Genomic DNA, 15,751 nt, shown 5'->3' with positions numbered 1-15,751 from the left:
GTAATTTATTTTTGCCTAAAATATCTATATTTTAAATATCCTTAGTATTAGTTGATGAATAAAACAGAACCAGGCATAACCGTAAAACGACTTTGGAACTTACTTAAATTAGATAAACGCGATGTAAAACATATACTTTTCTATGCCCTTCTTGCAGGTTTAATCAACCTGGCAGTCCCTTTAGGCATCCAGGCAATTGTAAATCTTATTCAGGGAGGTAGAGTTAGTACCAGCTGGGTTATTTTGGTTATTCTTGTTACTCTTGCTGTGGGAATGGTGGGGGTTTTTGAACTCTTACAACTTAGGCTGGCTGAAAATATTCAGCAAAAGATTTTTACAAGATCCAGTTTTGAATTTGCGTACCGATTTCCGAAAATTAAAAGTGAAGCTTTACAAAACATCTATCCCCCAGAGTTAGCCAACCGTTTTTTTGATACTATTACAGTGCAAAAAGGGGTAAGCAAAATTTTATTAGACTTACCTGCAGCCACAGTTCAAATTATATTGGGAGTCACCCTACTATCCCTTTATCATCCGTTTTTCATAATATATGGACTACTACTTGTTTTACTGCTTTATCTGGTTTTTAAATTTACAGCAGCAAAAGGTTTAAAAACCAGCTTAGACGAATCTAAGAATAAATACCAGGTGGCTTATTGGATTCAGGAAATAGCCAGAAATTTAAAAAGTTTTAAAATTTCTGGCCGAAGTAAATTGGCACTTGATAAGAACGATCGCTTAACGGCCGCTTATTTAAAAGAAAGAGAAGACCACTTCGGGGTACTTAAATTGCAGTATATAAAACTTATCATCTTTAAGTTACTTGTCGCCGGTGGATTATTAGCTATAGGAGGAATATTGGTTTTAAATCAACAAATGAATATTGGCCAGTTTGTAGCTGCCGAGATTATTATTTTATTGATAATTTCTTCCGTAGAAAAACTAATTCGGGGGCTGGAAGATGTCTACGATACATTAACTTCACTGGAAAAAATTGGACAGGTAGTTGACAAGCCTTTGGAAGCATTTAACAGCCAGAACTCTGTTGATGCCTCAAACGGAATTAAATTAGAATTAAAGGAAGTAGCCTTTGAGCCAGAAGGCCATACAGTTTTATACGGGATTAATTTCACTTTAACGCCAGGAAAAAACTTACTGATAACGGGGCTCGCCGGAAATGGAAGAACCAGTCTTTTAAAGCTTATTTCGGGTATTTTCACTCCCACTAAAGGAAAAATTTATATTAACGATACCGCCAGGCACACGCTGGTTTTAAATGAATATAGACAGCATCTTGGCACTATGCTACCAGAAGAAATTCCATTTGAAGGCAGCCTCTGGGAAAATATCACTTTTGGCGATGAGACTATCTCAGATCAAAATATAGATTGGGCGCTGGAGAATTCAGGCTTAAAAGAATTCGTAAAAGACCAACCCGAAGGTATATTCTCCCAAATTCATCCAGAAGGCAGATACCTTTCTACGTTAATAGCAAAAAGAATAATCTTAGCTCGAGCTATTGTAAGAAAGCCAGCTATATTAATCTTAAAAGAACCTTTAGAAAAATTTGACCCACAGGAAAAGAAAAGGATATTTAAATTTTTAACCGATCCTAAAAATAATTGGAGCCTTATAGTAGCCAGTAACGATGAGTTATGGAAAGATGTTTGCGATGAACGCCTGGAATTGCAGGAAGGAAGAATCGTTAAATCCCTGTAGTTATGCTGAATATTTCTGAAGAAAAATTAAACGAGCGAATAGACATTACTGATTCCAAATCGGGGAAATTTGTATTTTTTAGAACACATTATACTATATTCAATAAAGTACTTATTGGGCTTTTTGTTTTATTTTTAATTATTCTCTTTTTACCCTGGACGCAAAATATTAGGGCCACCGGGAATGTAACCACCTTAAGCCCGGAACATAGACCGCAAACTATTCAATCTCCTATTCCGGGCCGTATTGAACAATGGTATATCAACGAGGGAGATTTTGTAAATAAAGGTGATACAATTTTAAGGATTTCTGAAGTAAGTAGTGATTATTTTGATCCTAAACTTATTAGCCGAACCTCTGGCCAGATCAACGCCAAAAACCAATCTGCCTCTACATACGATGAAAAGATTAATGCCTTAGGTGAACAATTAGCGGCCCAGGAAAACGAAAGGGGATTAAAGCGAAACCAGGCGATTAATAAAATAGAGCAATCGCGTTTAAAAGTACTTAGCGACAGCATAAAAGTTGAAGCAGCAGAGACCCAGGTAGAAATTGCCAAAACACAATTTGAGCGAATACAAACACTCCAGGAAGAAGGTTTAAAATCCTTAACCGATTTAGAGGCAAGGCGCTTAAAACTACAGGAAGCGCAAGCTAAATTAATTGCACAGCAAAACCAGCTTTTATCCAGTAGAAACGAAGTAATAAACGCTGAAATTGAAATTAACAGAATTAGCGCTGAATACGCCGATAAGATTTCGAAAACCAGGCAGGAAATTTTCACCTCGCAAGGCAATCAGTTTAATACTCGCGCTGAAGTAGACAAACTGGAAATTCAACTTTCTAATTACGAACAGCGTAGTGAATTATACTATATTCTCGCCCCGCAGGATGGTTACGTAAATAAAGCATTACGTGCAGGTTTGGGGGAGACTTTTTCTCAAGGAGAGCAGTTGGTAGGCATCATGCCTTCAAACTACCAAATGGCAGTAGAAACCTATGTTAGACCATTAGACTTACCATTAATTCATGTGGGCGAAGAAGTTCAGGTACAATTTGACGGTTGGCCGGCTATTATATTTAGCGGTTGGCCCAATCTCTCCTATGGTACTTATAGCGCTAAAGTTGTAGCGGTAGAAAATTATATTTCTCCTAATGGTAAATACCGGGTATTATTAGCACCAGATCCAGATGATAATCCCTGGCCAAACCAAATTGGTATTGGAAGTGGGGCCCAAACTATTGCGCTGCTTGAAAATGTTCCAATTTGGTATGAACTGTGGCGAAACTTAAACGGTTTCCCACCTAATTATTATGCGCCAGATGGCACTAAACAAGAGAAACCGGCAAAAAGCAAATAACTTCGGAGCAAACTCACGAAGCATTATTATTGGAAAATATAATTTGATTTCGAGGCAAGCCTCGGAGCATTTAATCTCGATTATCGAGTAAAAAGTAGACCGAAAAATGCGCTTAGCACACTATTTCTTAATGCTATTTTTTGTTTGTTCTTCTGCATTTGCACAAACAGACAGTTTAAGTTATACCGAATTTTTAGATAAGGTAATAAGCGAACATCCCGTGGTACGGCAGGCAGGACTGGTAAGAAATATAGCTGACGCAAAAGTACAATCAGCCAGAGGTGCTTTTGATCCGCGTTTTGTAGTAGATTATAAGCAAAAAGAATACAAAGGCACAGAATATTACGATCTTCTGGATGCCCAATTGCAGGTACCTATGTGGTATGGGTTAAAATTGAAAGGCGGATTTCAACAAAACCAGGGTGCCTATGTAAATCCGCAAAACCAGGTACCTGAAGCAGGGCTTTTTCAAGCCGGGGTAATTTTATCCCTTGGCGAAGGATTATGGATAAACAAACGAATGGCCGGTCTAAGAAAGGCCCAGGCTTATAGAGAACAAAGTAAAGCCGAACAACAACTCTTAGTAAACGATATTCTCTTAAAAGCTTCTTTCTCCTATTTTGAATGGTTAAGAGCCCATGAAAAACTAGATATTTTTGAAGATTTTCTAACAAATGCAAACCAGCGTTACCGTGGGATTAAGAGAGGGGCTGAAACCGGTGATATCGCAGGAATAGATACGGTTGAAGCACGACTCAATATTCAACAGCGCAAATTGCAAGCCAACCAGGCGGCAGTAGACCTTGGAAAGGCCAGATTAAAACTTTCTACTTATTTATGGAATCAGGATCAAGCCTTACTTTTACAAGAAGGAGTAGCACCGGTTGAAACCGATATAATTTTGGGAAACCTGCTTTCTGAAATACCCGAAACAAATTTTGAAACTCATCCGCAATTAGTTTTTTACCGTCAGAAGATAGAAGCGCTGCAGATAGAAAAACGCTATCGTTTCAATAAATTATTGCCGAAAATAGACCTGGAGTATAATTTTCTATCAGAAGAACCTGAAAATTTTGAAACTTTTAATGCGGGTGCTTATAACGCAGGTTTAAAATTTTCTATGCCTTTATTCCTAAGAAAAGAGCGCGGAGATCTTAAAATTGCAGAATATGAGCTACAAGATGCTAAACTGGAACTCAATCTTAAAGATAACCAGTTACAAGCGCGTCTTGATGCCATTCAACAACAGCTTCAGGCATTTTTACAACAAATTGAAATGACGGCACAAATGGTCGCCGATTCTAACACATTACTGGATGCTGAAGTGCGGAAATTTAATTTTGGTGAAAGCTCAATCTTTCTAATAAACACTCGCGAAAGTAAACTTATTGAAGCAAGGCTTAAGCAATTAGATCTTCAGATTAAATTTTTAAAAACCCAGGCTGAATATCTACAAGCCCTTGGTAGCAATGCGGTACAATAGAAACTATTTCTATTTTTTAATAAAAAACTGAGATGCTAAAATTCAGTATTCCTTTTCAATATTTAAACCTATAAATTTGTAAGTTCGCTTATATCTAATAACTCTTAAATTAAAAACTATGATTACTAAAACTTTAAAATCTGTCGCATTCTTAGGTATATTTCTTTTTATGGTTTCCTGCGGAGAAACTACTGATACTGTAGAATCTGGAACTTACCAGGGAACAATAGAGGAAGTTGAAGCTTCTAAAGATGAGATTTACGTAAAAACAGACGACAACAAGACTTTAGAACTGTATTTCAAAGAAAATACTGAGTTAACCAGAAACGGTAGCACCGTAGAGTTTTCAGAATTGAAAGAAGGGCAAAAAGTAGAAGTTGAAGTAGAAAAAGTAGGAAAGCGTTTAGATCCTATTTCTGTAAAAATTATGGAATAACATGGATCAGTTACCTGATTTTTGGCGGACAGAGGTTTTTCATCCTTTGTCCGTTCATTTTCCTATCGCTATTCTATTAGTTGCATTTTTGTTTAAACTAATAGCTCTCGGCTCGGCAAAAGAACTCTGGAAACAAGGAGGTACTTTTTTACTTTTGCTAGGCACCATAGGAGTTTGGATCGCCATTTATACCGGCAACCTTGCCGATGGAATTGTATCACGAAAAATTTGCGATCCCACCGTTCTTAAAGAACATCAAAACCTGGCGTATGTAACTGCCTGGCTTTTTACTGCCTCCCTCCTTATTGATCTATTAAAATTCTCCAGAATTCGATTTCTTACCCAAAAAAAGAATTTATTATCCATTCTTTGTATCATCACCTTATCAATAGGCTCCGGTTATCTTATGTACGTGGGGCATTTAGGCGCCACTTTAGTTTACCAACAGGGAGCAGGCGTATATCATCCTTCGGAAGATTGCGCTGAATTTAATTAAACGCTGCTTACTTAAGTTTCAAATTAATTTCTATCAATTTCATCTCAGGTTTATTAAAGCCAGGGAATATATTTTTTGTGCCCTCTACCCCAACTTTCTAAAATGAATTACCCCTTATTTGAATATATTCCTACTGAATATCTTTAATTCATGATACTTCCTTTTCAAAAATTCTTCATTTTATTCCGCTAAGGGATTCTACTCTCTATCCAGTATCCTCTTATACTTATTAGTAAGTTTCAGTAAACAACTTCGGAACAAGCCCGTGAGGCATTAAACTGATTTTTTTGGTTTTTGTAGCAAGCCCAGGAGCATTAAATCTCGATTATCGAGAAAAAGCTTAATTCTAACAACGAAACCTGATATACATCATAGCAAACTATTAATTATTCCACTATAGCCTTCTATTCCTCAAACCCTTGTGTAACAAATGTAGCTGTGAAGGGGCGACCTAGCTTCTAATTTTGTGCTGTAATTCAGAAATAAAATTTCCTTAGCTATTAGCTGAACAATAGGTTAAAATAGGTTTTGCTGCAATCATAGAAAACCCGACAAAAAACGGCCAATTAATGTTTGTAAAAAAACTAACTGTTCAGGTGATAAAATAAGAAGACAACAACCTAAAAATATAATTTATGAAAACGGTTTTAGTGTTAGGAGCTGGTGCGGGCGGAATTGTTACCGCTAGAGAATTAAGCAAACACAGCGGTAACGAAGAGGATATTAATCTGGTGAAGATCCTGGTTTTTGAGAAAAGAGAAACCAGCCTTTTTGCACCTTCCCTACCCTGGGTAATGGTTGGCAACAGAAAAAACAAAGAAGTCACCAAAAACATCACTAATCTCCAGGCATCGGGACTTGAGGTTATTCAGGGAGATATCGAGAATATAGATCCTGAAAACATAAGTGTTACCGTAAAAGGAAAACAGTATAAGGGAGATCATATGGTTGTTTCTCTGGGTGTTGAACAAGCAGATATTTATAACCTGGAGCAGTTTGGACATAATTTCTTTACGCTTAAAGGAGCTGAGAATTTTCATTCTGAACTCAAGGATTTTAACGGAGGGGAAATTGCCATTTTGGTTTCTTCACTTCCCTTTAAAAGTCCGGCGGCACCTTATGAATCAGCTATGCTCATAGAAGATTTTATAAGAAATAATAAGCTTGCTAATAATACCACTGTTTCTCTATTTACCCCGGAAACAGGCCCTATGGAATTCGCAAGTGCTGAAGCTTCTGCGGAATTAAAAGGCTTGTTGGAAAAGAAAGGAATTAAGTACTACCCAGGGCACGAGCTTACTAAAGTTTCTGCCAATAAATTGGAATTCAGTAATGGAAAAACCTACTCCTATAATCTGCTAGCTTATACTCCAAAACATCAATTGCCGCAAGTTATTAGAAAAAGTGATCTGGCCGGAAGTTCAGATTGGGTTGCAGTAAATAACCAAACCCTGGAAACCAAATTTAAAAATGTATACGCTATTGGTGACATCACGCACCTCGAAACTAAAAACGGCAGCGTACTCCCTAAAATAGGAGTTTTCGCCAGGCAACAGGGAGAAGTGGTAGCTCATAATATTAGTAGGAAAATGAGCAATCAGGAACCAGATCAAATTTTCGTACCCGAAGGAAAATACTTTATCGAAGCAGGTGAAGGAAAAGCCAGTGAAAGCGGCGGAAAATTTTCGGGTGAAGAAAATAAAGAGGTAAAGATGAAAGATCCTGCCCAGTGGAGCCATTTCTCCAAATGGTGGGATGAAAAATTCTGGTTCTTCAAAAACTTTTAATCAAAAAACAGAAGAAAGATGATAAAAATAAAATACGTAATAACGCTGCTGTCATTACTTCCGGGACTGTGGTTACAGGCTCAGGAAGTAAGGCCGATTTCCAAAAGTGAAGCCATAGAATTGGTGAAGCAAAACAACAGGGAGATCAAAATATCTCAACAGGAATTTCTGGAATCCCGGGGAGATTTCAGGCAAACGAATTCAATCTTCTTGCCAAATGTTGCCGTATCCCATTCGGGGATGACCACCACGAATCCATTAATGGCATTTGGATCTAAACTCAACCAGGGAATAGTTACACAAAGCGATTTTAACCCGGCGTTATTAAACAATCCGGAAAGGATCAACAATTTCGCCACTAAGATTGAAGTGGAACAACCGCTTATAAATGTGGATGGGATCTTTCAACGTAAAGCTGCGAAAAGTAAGATGGCCGCAACTGCTTTAAAAACAGACCGCACCATAGATCATATGGTTCTTGAAGTTAAAAAAGCCTATATGGAGTTGCAACTGGCCCAAAAAGCTGTAGCTGTCCTGGAAAGTGCTCAAAAAGCAGCGCTAGCCAACAAAAAACTGGCAGATGATAATTATGAGGAGGGTTACCTGCAAAAATCTGATTTATTGTCTGTGGAGATCAGAGTCTCTGAAGTCAATAATCAGTTGCAATATGCCAAAAGTAACGTGATCAATGCATCAGATTATCTTGGATACTTACTTAATGAACCTGTAAATACCATTTTTGAACCTACAGATCCTCTGGAAGTTACTCTTCCTCTACAGGAAAACCCTGGTTCCGTTTCTTTAGAACGCGCAGATATTCGTGCTATGAAACTAGCAACAGATGCCCGAGAAGAAATGCTAAATGCAAATAAAATGACTTTCCTGCCTAATCTAAATGCTTTTGGTAGTTATGAACTCTATGATGATGAGCTCTTTGCTGGTGACGCTAATGGATATATTGCCGGTATACAATTAAAATGGGATCTCTTTGAAGGTTACAAACGCTTCGGAAAACTTCAAAAAAGCCGGGCAACTTACGAGAAAGCCAGGCTTGAATATGAATCTTATGTTTCAAGAAGTGAAATGGAAAGAAACAGGGCCAGCCGCGCAGTAAAAGATGCCGAAAATAAGCTTGAACTTACCCGCTTAGCTCTTGAACAAGCCAAAGAGTCTTTAAGAATACGAGCTAACCGATTTGAACAAGGGCTCGAAAAAACGAGTGACTTATTATCAGCAGAAGCTCAATTTTCTCAAAAACAATTAGAATACGCACAAACAATTTATGAATACAATTATGCCCAGGCACAATTGGAATTTCTAATAAACTAAACTATCAACTTATGAATACTAAATTATATATAATAGGAATCTTAGGAGCAACAAGCCTTTTTTTTAGTTGCGGAGATTCGCAAGAAGAAAATCCTACTAAAAAAGCAGCACCGGTAGAAGTAACGGTCAATACTCCTACAGAATCAGATCAATCTTTTCTCACTTTTAGCGGTAAAGTTGAAGCTGTTGAAAATGCCACTTTAAGCACTAGAAATATGGGCTATGTTACCCAGATAAATGCTAAAGTTGGAGACGAGGTAAAAAAAGGTGAATTACTTATCGCCATTAATAATGCAGACTTACAGGCAAAACGTGCCCAGGTAAATGCAGGGATCACAGAGGCCCAGGCGGCTTTTAACAATGCCCGGAAGGATTATGAAAGATATCAGGCATTATTTTCTAAGAACAGTGCTACTCAAAAGGAAATGGATGACATTACCGCCAGGTATGAAATGGCAAAAGCCCGACTTGAAGCGGCCAGGCAACAAAAAAATGAGATCAATGCGCAGTTTGCGTATTCTAATATCACAGCTCCATTTAGCGGTGTAGTTACCGATAAAAATGTAGAAGTTGGTGATATGGCCAATCCCGGAATGCCATTGCTTAGATTGCAAGTGCCGGGGAATTTTGAAGTGAGGGCAAGCGTGCCGGAATCTGAAATAGCTTCAGTAACAGAAGGAAAGAAAGTAGAGGTACTCATTAAATCTTCGGGAGAAACCCTTGAAGGAGTAGTTTCAGAAATAAGTACTTCAGCCAGTAATTCCGGAGGTCAGTATTCTGTAAAAATCGCATTAGATCAGAACAATGCCGAAATCTATTCAGGAATGTATGCAAGCGTTCAGTTTCCAACAACCGGGGATAAAACAGAAATGATATTAGTACCCGAAACCGCAATAATTAACCACGGCGATCTTCAGGGCATCTATACGCCTAGCGAGCAAAACACCGCTATCCTAAGGTGGATAAGACTTGGCAGAAAAGTGGGTAATAAAGTCGAAGTATTATCAGGTCTTAGTGCCGGGGAATCTTATATCACTTCAGCCGAAGGAAAACTATACAATGGTGCCAACCTCAGTATTCAGCAATAAGTCTACGCGGGTAAGCCCTCGAAATATTAATTGGTAGCAACATTTTAATTTCAAGACAAATCTTGAAAAATTTAAATCTCGATTATCGGGTAAAAAAATTACTACAAAATGAAAGAAGGATTAGCAGGCAAAATTGCCAAAGGCTTTATGGATTCAAAACTTACGGTGCTTCTTATGATCGTTTTTATGGTCATTGGAGTATACAGTTCATTCTTGATTCCCCGGGAAGAGGAGCCACAAATAGACGTGCCAATGGCCGACATTTTTGTTGGTTATCCTGGTGCCAGCCCCACAGAACTTGAATCACGGGTAATAAAACCCCTGGAGAAAATGGTTTCCAATATTCCGGGAGTAGATTATATCTATTCCACTTCAATGAAAGAACAGGGAATGGTAACCGTTCAGTTCCTGGTAGGAGAAGATATTGAACGCTCCTATGTGAAGCTTTATAATGAACTTATGAAGCATATGGACCAGATGCCAAAGGGAACTACAATGCCTTTGGTGAAGACACGGTCTATAGACGATGTTCCGGTGTTGGGACTTACGCTTTGGAGTGAAAATTATGACGATTACCAGCTTAAGCAGATAGCCAATGAGCTCACGCACGAGATAGAAAAAGTACCCGATGTTTCGGTTACCAATGCCATTGGTGGCCGTAGCAAGCAGGTACGCGTGGTTCTGGATAAAGAAAAGATGGCTGCAAGCGGCGTGGACTTCCTTGGTGTTTCTGAAAAAATACAGGCGAACAACCAACAACTTTCTTCAGGCAGCTTTGACCGGAATGATACCGAGTTTTTGATAAGCACCGGGAGTTTCCTTGAATCTGCCGAAGATGTAGAAAATCTTATCATTGGAATTCAGCAGCAACAGCCGGTTTATTTGTACCAGATAGCAGAAGTAATTGAAGGGCCCGAATTGCCTAAAGAATATGTTTCTTTTGGTTATGGTCAGGGCTCTGAAGCAGGAAGTAATTTTTCTTCTGAGTATCCTGCAGTGACTATTTCAGTAGCCAAGATCAAAGGAGCCGATGCGATGCAAATTGCTGATGTGATCATTGGGAAGGTAGACAAACTAAAAAGCAATCTAATTCCAGATGATGTACACGTGGAGGTTACCCGAAATTACGGGGAAACAGCTTCCCACAAAGTAGGTGAACTACTATTGCACTTAATTGGGGCTATTATAGCGGTTACCCTGGTTGTAATGCTGGCTATGGGCTGGCGCGGCGGCTTAGTGGTTTTCCTATCGGTACCGGTCACCTTTGCTCTTACCCTGCTTAGTTATTATTTATTGGACTACACCCTTAACCGTATAACGCTTTTCGCTTTAGTATTTGTAACAGGAATAGTGGTAGATGACTCTATTATCATTGCCGAAAATATGCACCGGCATTTTAAAATGAAAAGACTGCCTTTTAAGCAGGCTGCTTTGTATGCCATCAATGAAGTAGGGAACCCAACCATTCTTGCAACCTTCACAGTAATTGCCTCGGTATTGCCAATGGCCTTTGTTAGCGGATTAATGGGACCATATATGAGCCCTATGCCTATTGGAGCTTCTATTGCAATGATCTTGTCGCTATTTGTGGCACTTACTATTACTCCTTACCTGGGGCTTATTTTCCTTAGGGAAAAAAGCAGTGGAAAGAAGAAAAAAGAAGAAGAACCTGCAGATAACATAGAGAATACACGTATTTATAAACTCTATAACAAATTAGAAAGACCGCTTATTACTAATAAGAGTACCCGATGGATCTTTTTGGGCACAACTATAGTATTGTTATTGGGCTCTGTAGCCTTATTCTTTACTAAATCTGTTGCCGTAAAAATGCTGCCATTTGACAATAAAAATGAATTCCAGGTGATAATAGATATGCCCGAGGGTACAACTTTGGAACGTACCGCGACGGTCACAAGAGAAATTGGCCAATACCTGGCTCAAAGGCCAGAGGTGGTAAATTACCAAAGTTATGTAGGCACCTCGGCCCCAATAACCTTCAATGGCCTGGTAAGACATTATGATCTTAGGGGCGCAAGCAACACTGCCGATATACAGGTGAACCTGAAGGATAAAACCGAAAGAAGTGCCCAGAGTCACGATATTGCAAAATTGCTTAGGCCTACTATACAAAAGATCGCTAAGAAATTTGACGCCAATGTGAAGATCGTGGAAGTACCACCCGGCCCCCCGGTAATGTCTACCATTGTTGCTGAAGTTTATGGACCCGATTATGAAAAGCAAATTGAAATTGCCGACGAAATCCAGGGTATCCTGAACCAAACAGCAGATGTTGTAGATGTAGATTGGATGGTGGAGGATGATCAAACAGAATTCCATTTCGAGATAGACAAGGAAAAATCAATGCGCTACGGAGTTGCTCCGCAACAGATTGTTCATACGATGAATGCTGCTTTAGGAGATAGGGCCGTGACGCACCTCTACGATGAAGATGCGACCCAAAGAGTGGAGATTGTTTTAGCCTTAGCAGAACAGGAAAAATCAACTGCTTTGGATATTTCTCAAATCAAGATCGCTTCCCAAATGGGAGAAATGGTAAGTGTGGTCGATCTTGTTAAGATAGATAAAAAGGTAAAAGAGCACAGCATTTTTAGAAAGAACCAAAAAAGAGTCGTTTATGTGCTGGCCGATATGGCGGGTGAACTAGAAAGTCCGGTTTATGCCATTTTAGGAATGGAAGAAAAATTAAAGGAAATAAATCTTCCTCCGGGTTACGAGCTTAATGAGCTTTATATAGAACAACCAACAATGGAAGATGATTATACCGTAAAATGGGATGGAGAATGGCAAATTACGCTTGAAGTCTTTAGAGACCTGGGTATTGCCTTCCTGGGAGTGATCTTTATTATCTACATTTTAATTGTAGGCTGGTTCCAGAATTACAGGGCGCCAATAGTTATGATGGTAGCAATCCCTTTATCGCTTATTGGAATTGTGCTGGGACATTGGATTATGGGTGCTTTCTTTACCGCAACCTCTTTTATTGGTATGATAGCCCTGGCGGGAATCATGGTACGAAACTCGGTATTACTTATTGATTTTGTAAACCTACGGCTGGAAGACGGAATTCCATTAAAACAGGCCGTAATAGAAGCAGGAGCAGTACGTACCACTCCTATTCTATTAACTGCCGGAACGGTAGTAATTGGAGCTTTTGTTATTCTTTTTGATCCAATTTTCCAGGGACTGGCAATCTCTCTTATGGGCGGCACTATTGTATCAACCATACTTACGTTGCTGGTTGTGCCACTGGTTTATTATATGATTGAAAAGAAAAATCACCAATAAATTAAGTTGGAAAAAAGCTGAAAAGGAACTAAAAATCTCTTCAGCTTTTATCCAACTACTAAATATTCAAAATATGAAATTATTAATTGTAACAAGTGTGGCGGAATTCCAAAAGGATATTCTCAACATATTTAAGATGGCAAAGATCGAAGCCTTTAGTCGTTCTGAAATAGATGGTTATAAAAACCCAAATAAAATAATCGCTACCCTAAGCTGGTTTCCGGGAGAGAAAGGTGGAACCGAATCCCTTATGTTTTTCTCCTTCACCGAAAAAGAAAAAATTGATCTGCTTTTTAAATTAGTTACAGACTTTAACGAAAAAATGGAAACTAATAATCCTATAAGGGCAGTAGTAATAAACATTGAAAATCATATATAATCCATAAATATTATAAAAATGAAAAATAGAATTGTACGAGGTATCGCAGGAAGTTTTGTGCTTATAAGCCTTCTTTTAGCTGTATATGTAAATATTAACTGGTTATGGTTTACCGCATTTGTTGGGGCCAATCTTCTTCAATCTTCCTTAACCCACTGGTGTCTTATGGATAAAATTCTTGAGAAACTTGGGGTTTCAGATAAAGTAAAGTCCGGGCAAAAATGCTAATTTTCCGCGTAGACTAATCTAAACGAGTTATGGCAAAAAAAAGCATACTCCAATTCAAATCCTTTGTTTACCAATAGATTGTGTAACAAAAGTAACTGTAAGAAACGGGCTTTAGAGTTATTTTCGCACCTGGAAATCAGTTAATGTTTTATGCTGATTTAAAATAATTATATGATGAGTAAAGAAGAAACAATTAAAAATAAGGAAGGTACAATCGTAGATGTACGAACTCATATTGAATTTATGGGTGGAAGTGTTTCCGGAGCTGTTAATATTCCTTTGAATGAAATTCCACACCGAATAGATGAACTAAAACAAATGCACGCACCGCTGATTTTATGCTGTGCTTCCGGAAACCGAAGTGGACAGGCAGCAAATTATTTAAGTCAGCAAAGCATAAATTGCCTAAATGGCGGCTCGTGGCTTGAAGTGAATTACCTAACCTCAGAAACAGCATAAAAATATGATAGCAAAACTTAAAGAGCTTTTAGGAATAAAACCAGCTCCCAATTATAGAGAGCTCCTTCAAGAAGGTGGAATTATAATAGATGTGAGAACTAAAGCAGAATTCTCGGGTGGTCACATTAAAGGATCTAAAAATATTCCTTTACAAACACTAAATACAAATCTTAATAAACTAAAAGATAAAAATCAACCAATAATAACCTGTTGCGCATCGGGAATGCGAAGTGCTTCGGCAAAAAGTATGTTGAAGTCTAACGGATTTTCGAATGTTCATAACGGCGGAAGCTGGGCCAGGTTAAATGGAAGAATTTCTTATTAATATGAAAGAAAGAATTTTTACCGGTTGGACATGGATACGGGCAGCCTACTTTTTAATAGGTAGCTGGGTAATTGTACAAAGCGCCCTGGAAGGCGAATGGATTGGCATTGCTCTTGGTGCCTGGCCGGCTGCAATGGGTCTTTTCGGACTTGCCTGTGCAGGTGGAAATTGTGCAACCGGAACTTGTGAAGTAGATCAAGAGGCATTAAATGAGAAAAAAATAGATTCGAAGCATTTAAATCTCGATTATCGAGTAAAAACAGATCTGGATACTAATCATTGATCTTACTGTTTAAAACCTAATTATAAATAAACAGTGCTCTACTTCCTTTCCGTAGTTAAATATTTTCGAATCGGTATAAATAGAAAGAGGCTGTCTAAAAAGGTTTTAAAACCGTCATCCTGAATTTATTTCAGGATCTAATATACTGATAGTTAAAAACATATTTGAAGCTGAAATAAATTCAGCTTGACGAAAATTAACTTTTCAAACAGCCTATTTCAAATTATATAACTAGCCTACGCTTACTTCCTTAAAATATTGCTGGAGAATATCTGTAGCTTTTTTTAAGGAAGCAATATCTGGACTTTTTACATCTTCAAGCTCATATTTCCATCCCAGAGCTTCCCATTTATGCATTCCCAATTGGTGATAAGGCAGAATTTCAATTTTCTGAATACTCTTATAATCTTTAAAATGCTTTCCTAACTGGTGCAGGTATTCTTCCTGGTCTGAATAACCGGGAACCAATACATACCTTAACCACATTGGTTTTCCGGTAGATTCCCTGTACTCGGCAAATTTCAAAGTATTTACGTTAGATAGCCTGGTAATTTTATGATGCCAATCGTCATTGATATGTTTAATGTCCAACATCACAAGATCTGTTGTTTCCAGCAACTGCTTAGTTTGTTTATCTATTACCTTACCATTGGTATCTAAAGTTGTATGAATACCTTCTTTACGAAGTCTAAGAAATAACTCTGATAGCATAGCCCGCTGCAACAGTGGTTCTCCGCCAGAGATAGTAACTCCCCCATTCTTTCCAAAAAATGGTTTCTGTTTTTTAGCTTTTTCTACAATTTCATCAATTCTCATCAGGGTACCTCCTTCAATACTAATAGTATCTGGGTTGGCACAATACAGACAATGAAACTGGCATCCCTGGACAAATATCACCAATCGAATACCCGGGCCGTCATGGGTTCCAAAAGTTTCAATAGAATGCACCCGAAGGAGTTCCGACTTCTGTAAATCAGCCATTAAATTCCCTGACCTTGTGATTGTTTCGCTTTTCATAGCCTTTTAAAATGAAGAACCCCCTGGTGAATCCACGAGGTATAAATTAGAA

Annotated in this window: 15 protein-coding genes; 14 read left to right on the top strand and 1 reads right to left on the bottom strand. The window is 38.3% G+C overall.

The genetic code is table 11. From position 1 onward, the window contains the following. The first annotated feature begins 54 nt into the window (after positions 1–54). From B5X51_RS10605 to B5X51_RS10540, 14 genes are all read left to right on the top strand, one after another. A complete protein-coding gene (locus tag B5X51_RS10605) occupies positions 55–1,719 on the top strand; it encodes a peptidase domain-containing ABC transporter (RefSeq protein ID WP_079721160.1) in 1,665 nt (554 codons plus the stop codon). Positions 1,720–1,721: 2 nt separating this feature from the next. After that, positions 1,722–3,080, top strand: coding sequence for an HlyD family secretion protein (locus tag B5X51_RS10600; RefSeq protein WP_079721159.1), 1,359 nt, complete (start codon positions 1,722–1,724; stop codon positions 3,078–3,080). A gap of 106 nt (positions 3,081–3,186) precedes the next feature. Continuing rightward, entirely contained in the window at positions 3,187–4,563 is a 1,377-nt protein-coding gene (locus tag B5X51_RS10595) for a TolC family protein (RefSeq protein ID WP_079721158.1), read from the top strand. A gap of 118 nt (positions 4,564–4,681) precedes the next feature. Continuing rightward, the gene (locus B5X51_RS10590; RefSeq protein ID WP_079721157.1) at positions 4,682–4,999 is read left to right on the top strand and encodes a hypothetical protein; all 318 of its coding nucleotides are present in this window, start codon (positions 4,682–4,684) and stop codon (positions 4,997–4,999) included. A 1-nt stretch (position 5,000) separates the two neighbouring features. Beyond that, the gene (locus B5X51_RS10585; RefSeq protein ID WP_079721156.1) at positions 5,001–5,495 is read left to right on the top strand and encodes a DUF2231 domain-containing protein; all 495 of its coding nucleotides are present in this window, start codon (positions 5,001–5,003) and stop codon (positions 5,493–5,495) included. 635 nt (positions 5,496–6,130) lie between these two features. After that, positions 6,131–7,282: an NAD(P)/FAD-dependent oxidoreductase gene (locus tag B5X51_RS10580; protein WP_079721155.1), complete on the top strand. Its 1,152-nt coding sequence runs from the start codon at positions 6,131–6,133 to the stop codon at positions 7,280–7,282. Positions 7,283–7,300: 18 nt separating this feature from the next. Next, on the top strand, positions 7,301–8,611 hold the full coding sequence (locus tag B5X51_RS10575) for a TolC family protein (RefSeq protein ID WP_079721154.1): 1,311 nt from the start codon (positions 7,301–7,303) through the stop codon (positions 8,609–8,611). An 11-nt stretch (positions 8,612–8,622) separates the two neighbouring features. Continuing rightward, complete coding sequence (locus B5X51_RS10570) at positions 8,623–9,699, top strand: efflux RND transporter periplasmic adaptor subunit (RefSeq protein ID WP_079721153.1); 1,077 nt, start codon at positions 8,623–8,625, stop codon at positions 9,697–9,699. Between the two features lie 108 nt (positions 9,700–9,807). Further along, on the top strand, positions 9,808–13,008 hold the full coding sequence (locus tag B5X51_RS10565; protein WP_079721152.1) for an efflux RND transporter permease subunit: 3,201 nt from the start codon (positions 9,808–9,810) through the stop codon (positions 13,006–13,008). A 73-nt stretch (positions 13,009–13,081) separates the two neighbouring features. After that, positions 13,082–13,387, top strand: a complete 306-nt coding sequence (locus B5X51_RS10560) for a hypothetical protein (protein ID WP_079721396.1) — start codon at positions 13,082–13,084, stop codon at positions 13,385–13,387. Between the two features lie 18 nt (positions 13,388–13,405). After that, positions 13,406–13,615 carry a YgaP family membrane protein gene (locus B5X51_RS10555; protein WP_079721151.1) on the top strand — a complete coding sequence of 70 codons (210 nt, stop codon included), beginning with the start codon at positions 13,406–13,408 and terminating at the stop codon, positions 13,613–13,615. Positions 13,616–13,786: 171 nt separating this feature from the next. Then, the gene (locus tag B5X51_RS10550; RefSeq protein WP_245828741.1) at positions 13,787–14,074 is read left to right on the top strand and encodes a rhodanese-like domain-containing protein; all 288 of its coding nucleotides are present in this window, start codon (positions 13,787–13,789) and stop codon (positions 14,072–14,074) included. A 4-nt stretch (positions 14,075–14,078) separates the two neighbouring features. After that, positions 14,079–14,399, top strand: a complete 321-nt coding sequence (locus B5X51_RS10545) for a rhodanese-like domain-containing protein (RefSeq protein ID WP_079721149.1) — start codon at positions 14,079–14,081, stop codon at positions 14,397–14,399. A 1-nt stretch (position 14,400) separates the two neighbouring features. Further along, positions 14,401–14,682: a hypothetical protein gene (locus tag B5X51_RS10540; protein ID WP_139374876.1), complete on the top strand. Its 282-nt coding sequence runs from the start codon at positions 14,401–14,403 to the stop codon at positions 14,680–14,682. Between the two features lie 231 nt (positions 14,683–14,913). Here the strand turns inward: B5X51_RS10540 and pflA are convergent, their stop codons facing one another. Beyond that, a complete protein-coding gene (gene pflA, locus B5X51_RS10535; protein ID WP_245828740.1) occupies positions 14,914–15,699 on the bottom strand; it encodes a pyruvate formate-lyase-activating protein in 786 nt (261 codons plus the stop codon). Positions 15,700–15,751 lie beyond the last annotated feature (52 nt).

The sequence above is a fragment of the Salegentibacter holothuriorum genome (genome assembly GCF_900168045.1).
GTDB lineage: Bacteria > Bacteroidota > Bacteroidia > Flavobacteriales > Flavobacteriaceae > Salegentibacter > Salegentibacter holothuriorum.
Note: the sequence above shows the minus strand (reverse complement) of the source record. Positions and strands in the feature narration are given on the sequence as shown.

Bases quoted from the DNA above. Each gene is read 5' to 3' on its own strand.
- B5X51_RS10605 (WP_079721160.1), top strand. From the start codon at position 55: ATGAATAAAACAGAACCAGGCATAACCGTAAAACGACTTTGGAACTTA.
- B5X51_RS10600 (WP_079721159.1), top strand. From the start codon at position 1,722: ATGCTGAATATTTCTGAAGAAAAATTAAACGAGCGAATAGACATTACT.
- B5X51_RS10595 (WP_079721158.1), top strand. From the start codon at position 3,187: ATGCGCTTAGCACACTATTTCTTAATGCTATTTTTTGTTTGTTCTTCT.
- B5X51_RS10590 (WP_079721157.1), top strand. From the start codon at position 4,682: ATGATTACTAAAACTTTAAAATCTGTCGCATTCTTAGGTATATTTCTT.
- B5X51_RS10585 (WP_079721156.1), top strand. From the start codon at position 5,001: ATGGATCAGTTACCTGATTTTTGGCGGACAGAGGTTTTTCATCCTTTG.
- B5X51_RS10580 (WP_079721155.1), top strand. From the start codon at position 6,131: ATGAAAACGGTTTTAGTGTTAGGAGCTGGTGCGGGCGGAATTGTTACC.
- B5X51_RS10575 (WP_079721154.1), top strand. From the start codon at position 7,301: ATGATAAAAATAAAATACGTAATAACGCTGCTGTCATTACTTCCGGGA.
- B5X51_RS10570 (WP_079721153.1), top strand. From the start codon at position 8,623: ATGAATACTAAATTATATATAATAGGAATCTTAGGAGCAACAAGCCTT.
- B5X51_RS10565 (WP_079721152.1), top strand. From the start codon at position 9,808: ATGAAAGAAGGATTAGCAGGCAAAATTGCCAAAGGCTTTATGGATTCA.
- B5X51_RS10560 (WP_079721396.1), top strand. From the start codon at position 13,082: ATGAAATTATTAATTGTAACAAGTGTGGCGGAATTCCAAAAGGATATT.
- B5X51_RS10555 (WP_079721151.1), top strand. From the start codon at position 13,406: ATGAAAAATAGAATTGTACGAGGTATCGCAGGAAGTTTTGTGCTTATA.
- B5X51_RS10550 (WP_245828741.1), top strand. From the start codon at position 13,787: ATGATGAGTAAAGAAGAAACAATTAAAAATAAGGAAGGTACAATCGTA.
- B5X51_RS10545 (WP_079721149.1), top strand. From the start codon at position 14,079: ATGATAGCAAAACTTAAAGAGCTTTTAGGAATAAAACCAGCTCCCAAT.
- B5X51_RS10540 (WP_139374876.1), top strand. From the start codon at position 14,401: ATGAAAGAAAGAATTTTTACCGGTTGGACATGGATACGGGCAGCCTAC.
- pflA (WP_245828740.1), bottom strand. From the start codon at position 15,699: ATGAAAAGCGAAACAATCACAAGGTCAGGGAATTTAATGGCTGATTTA.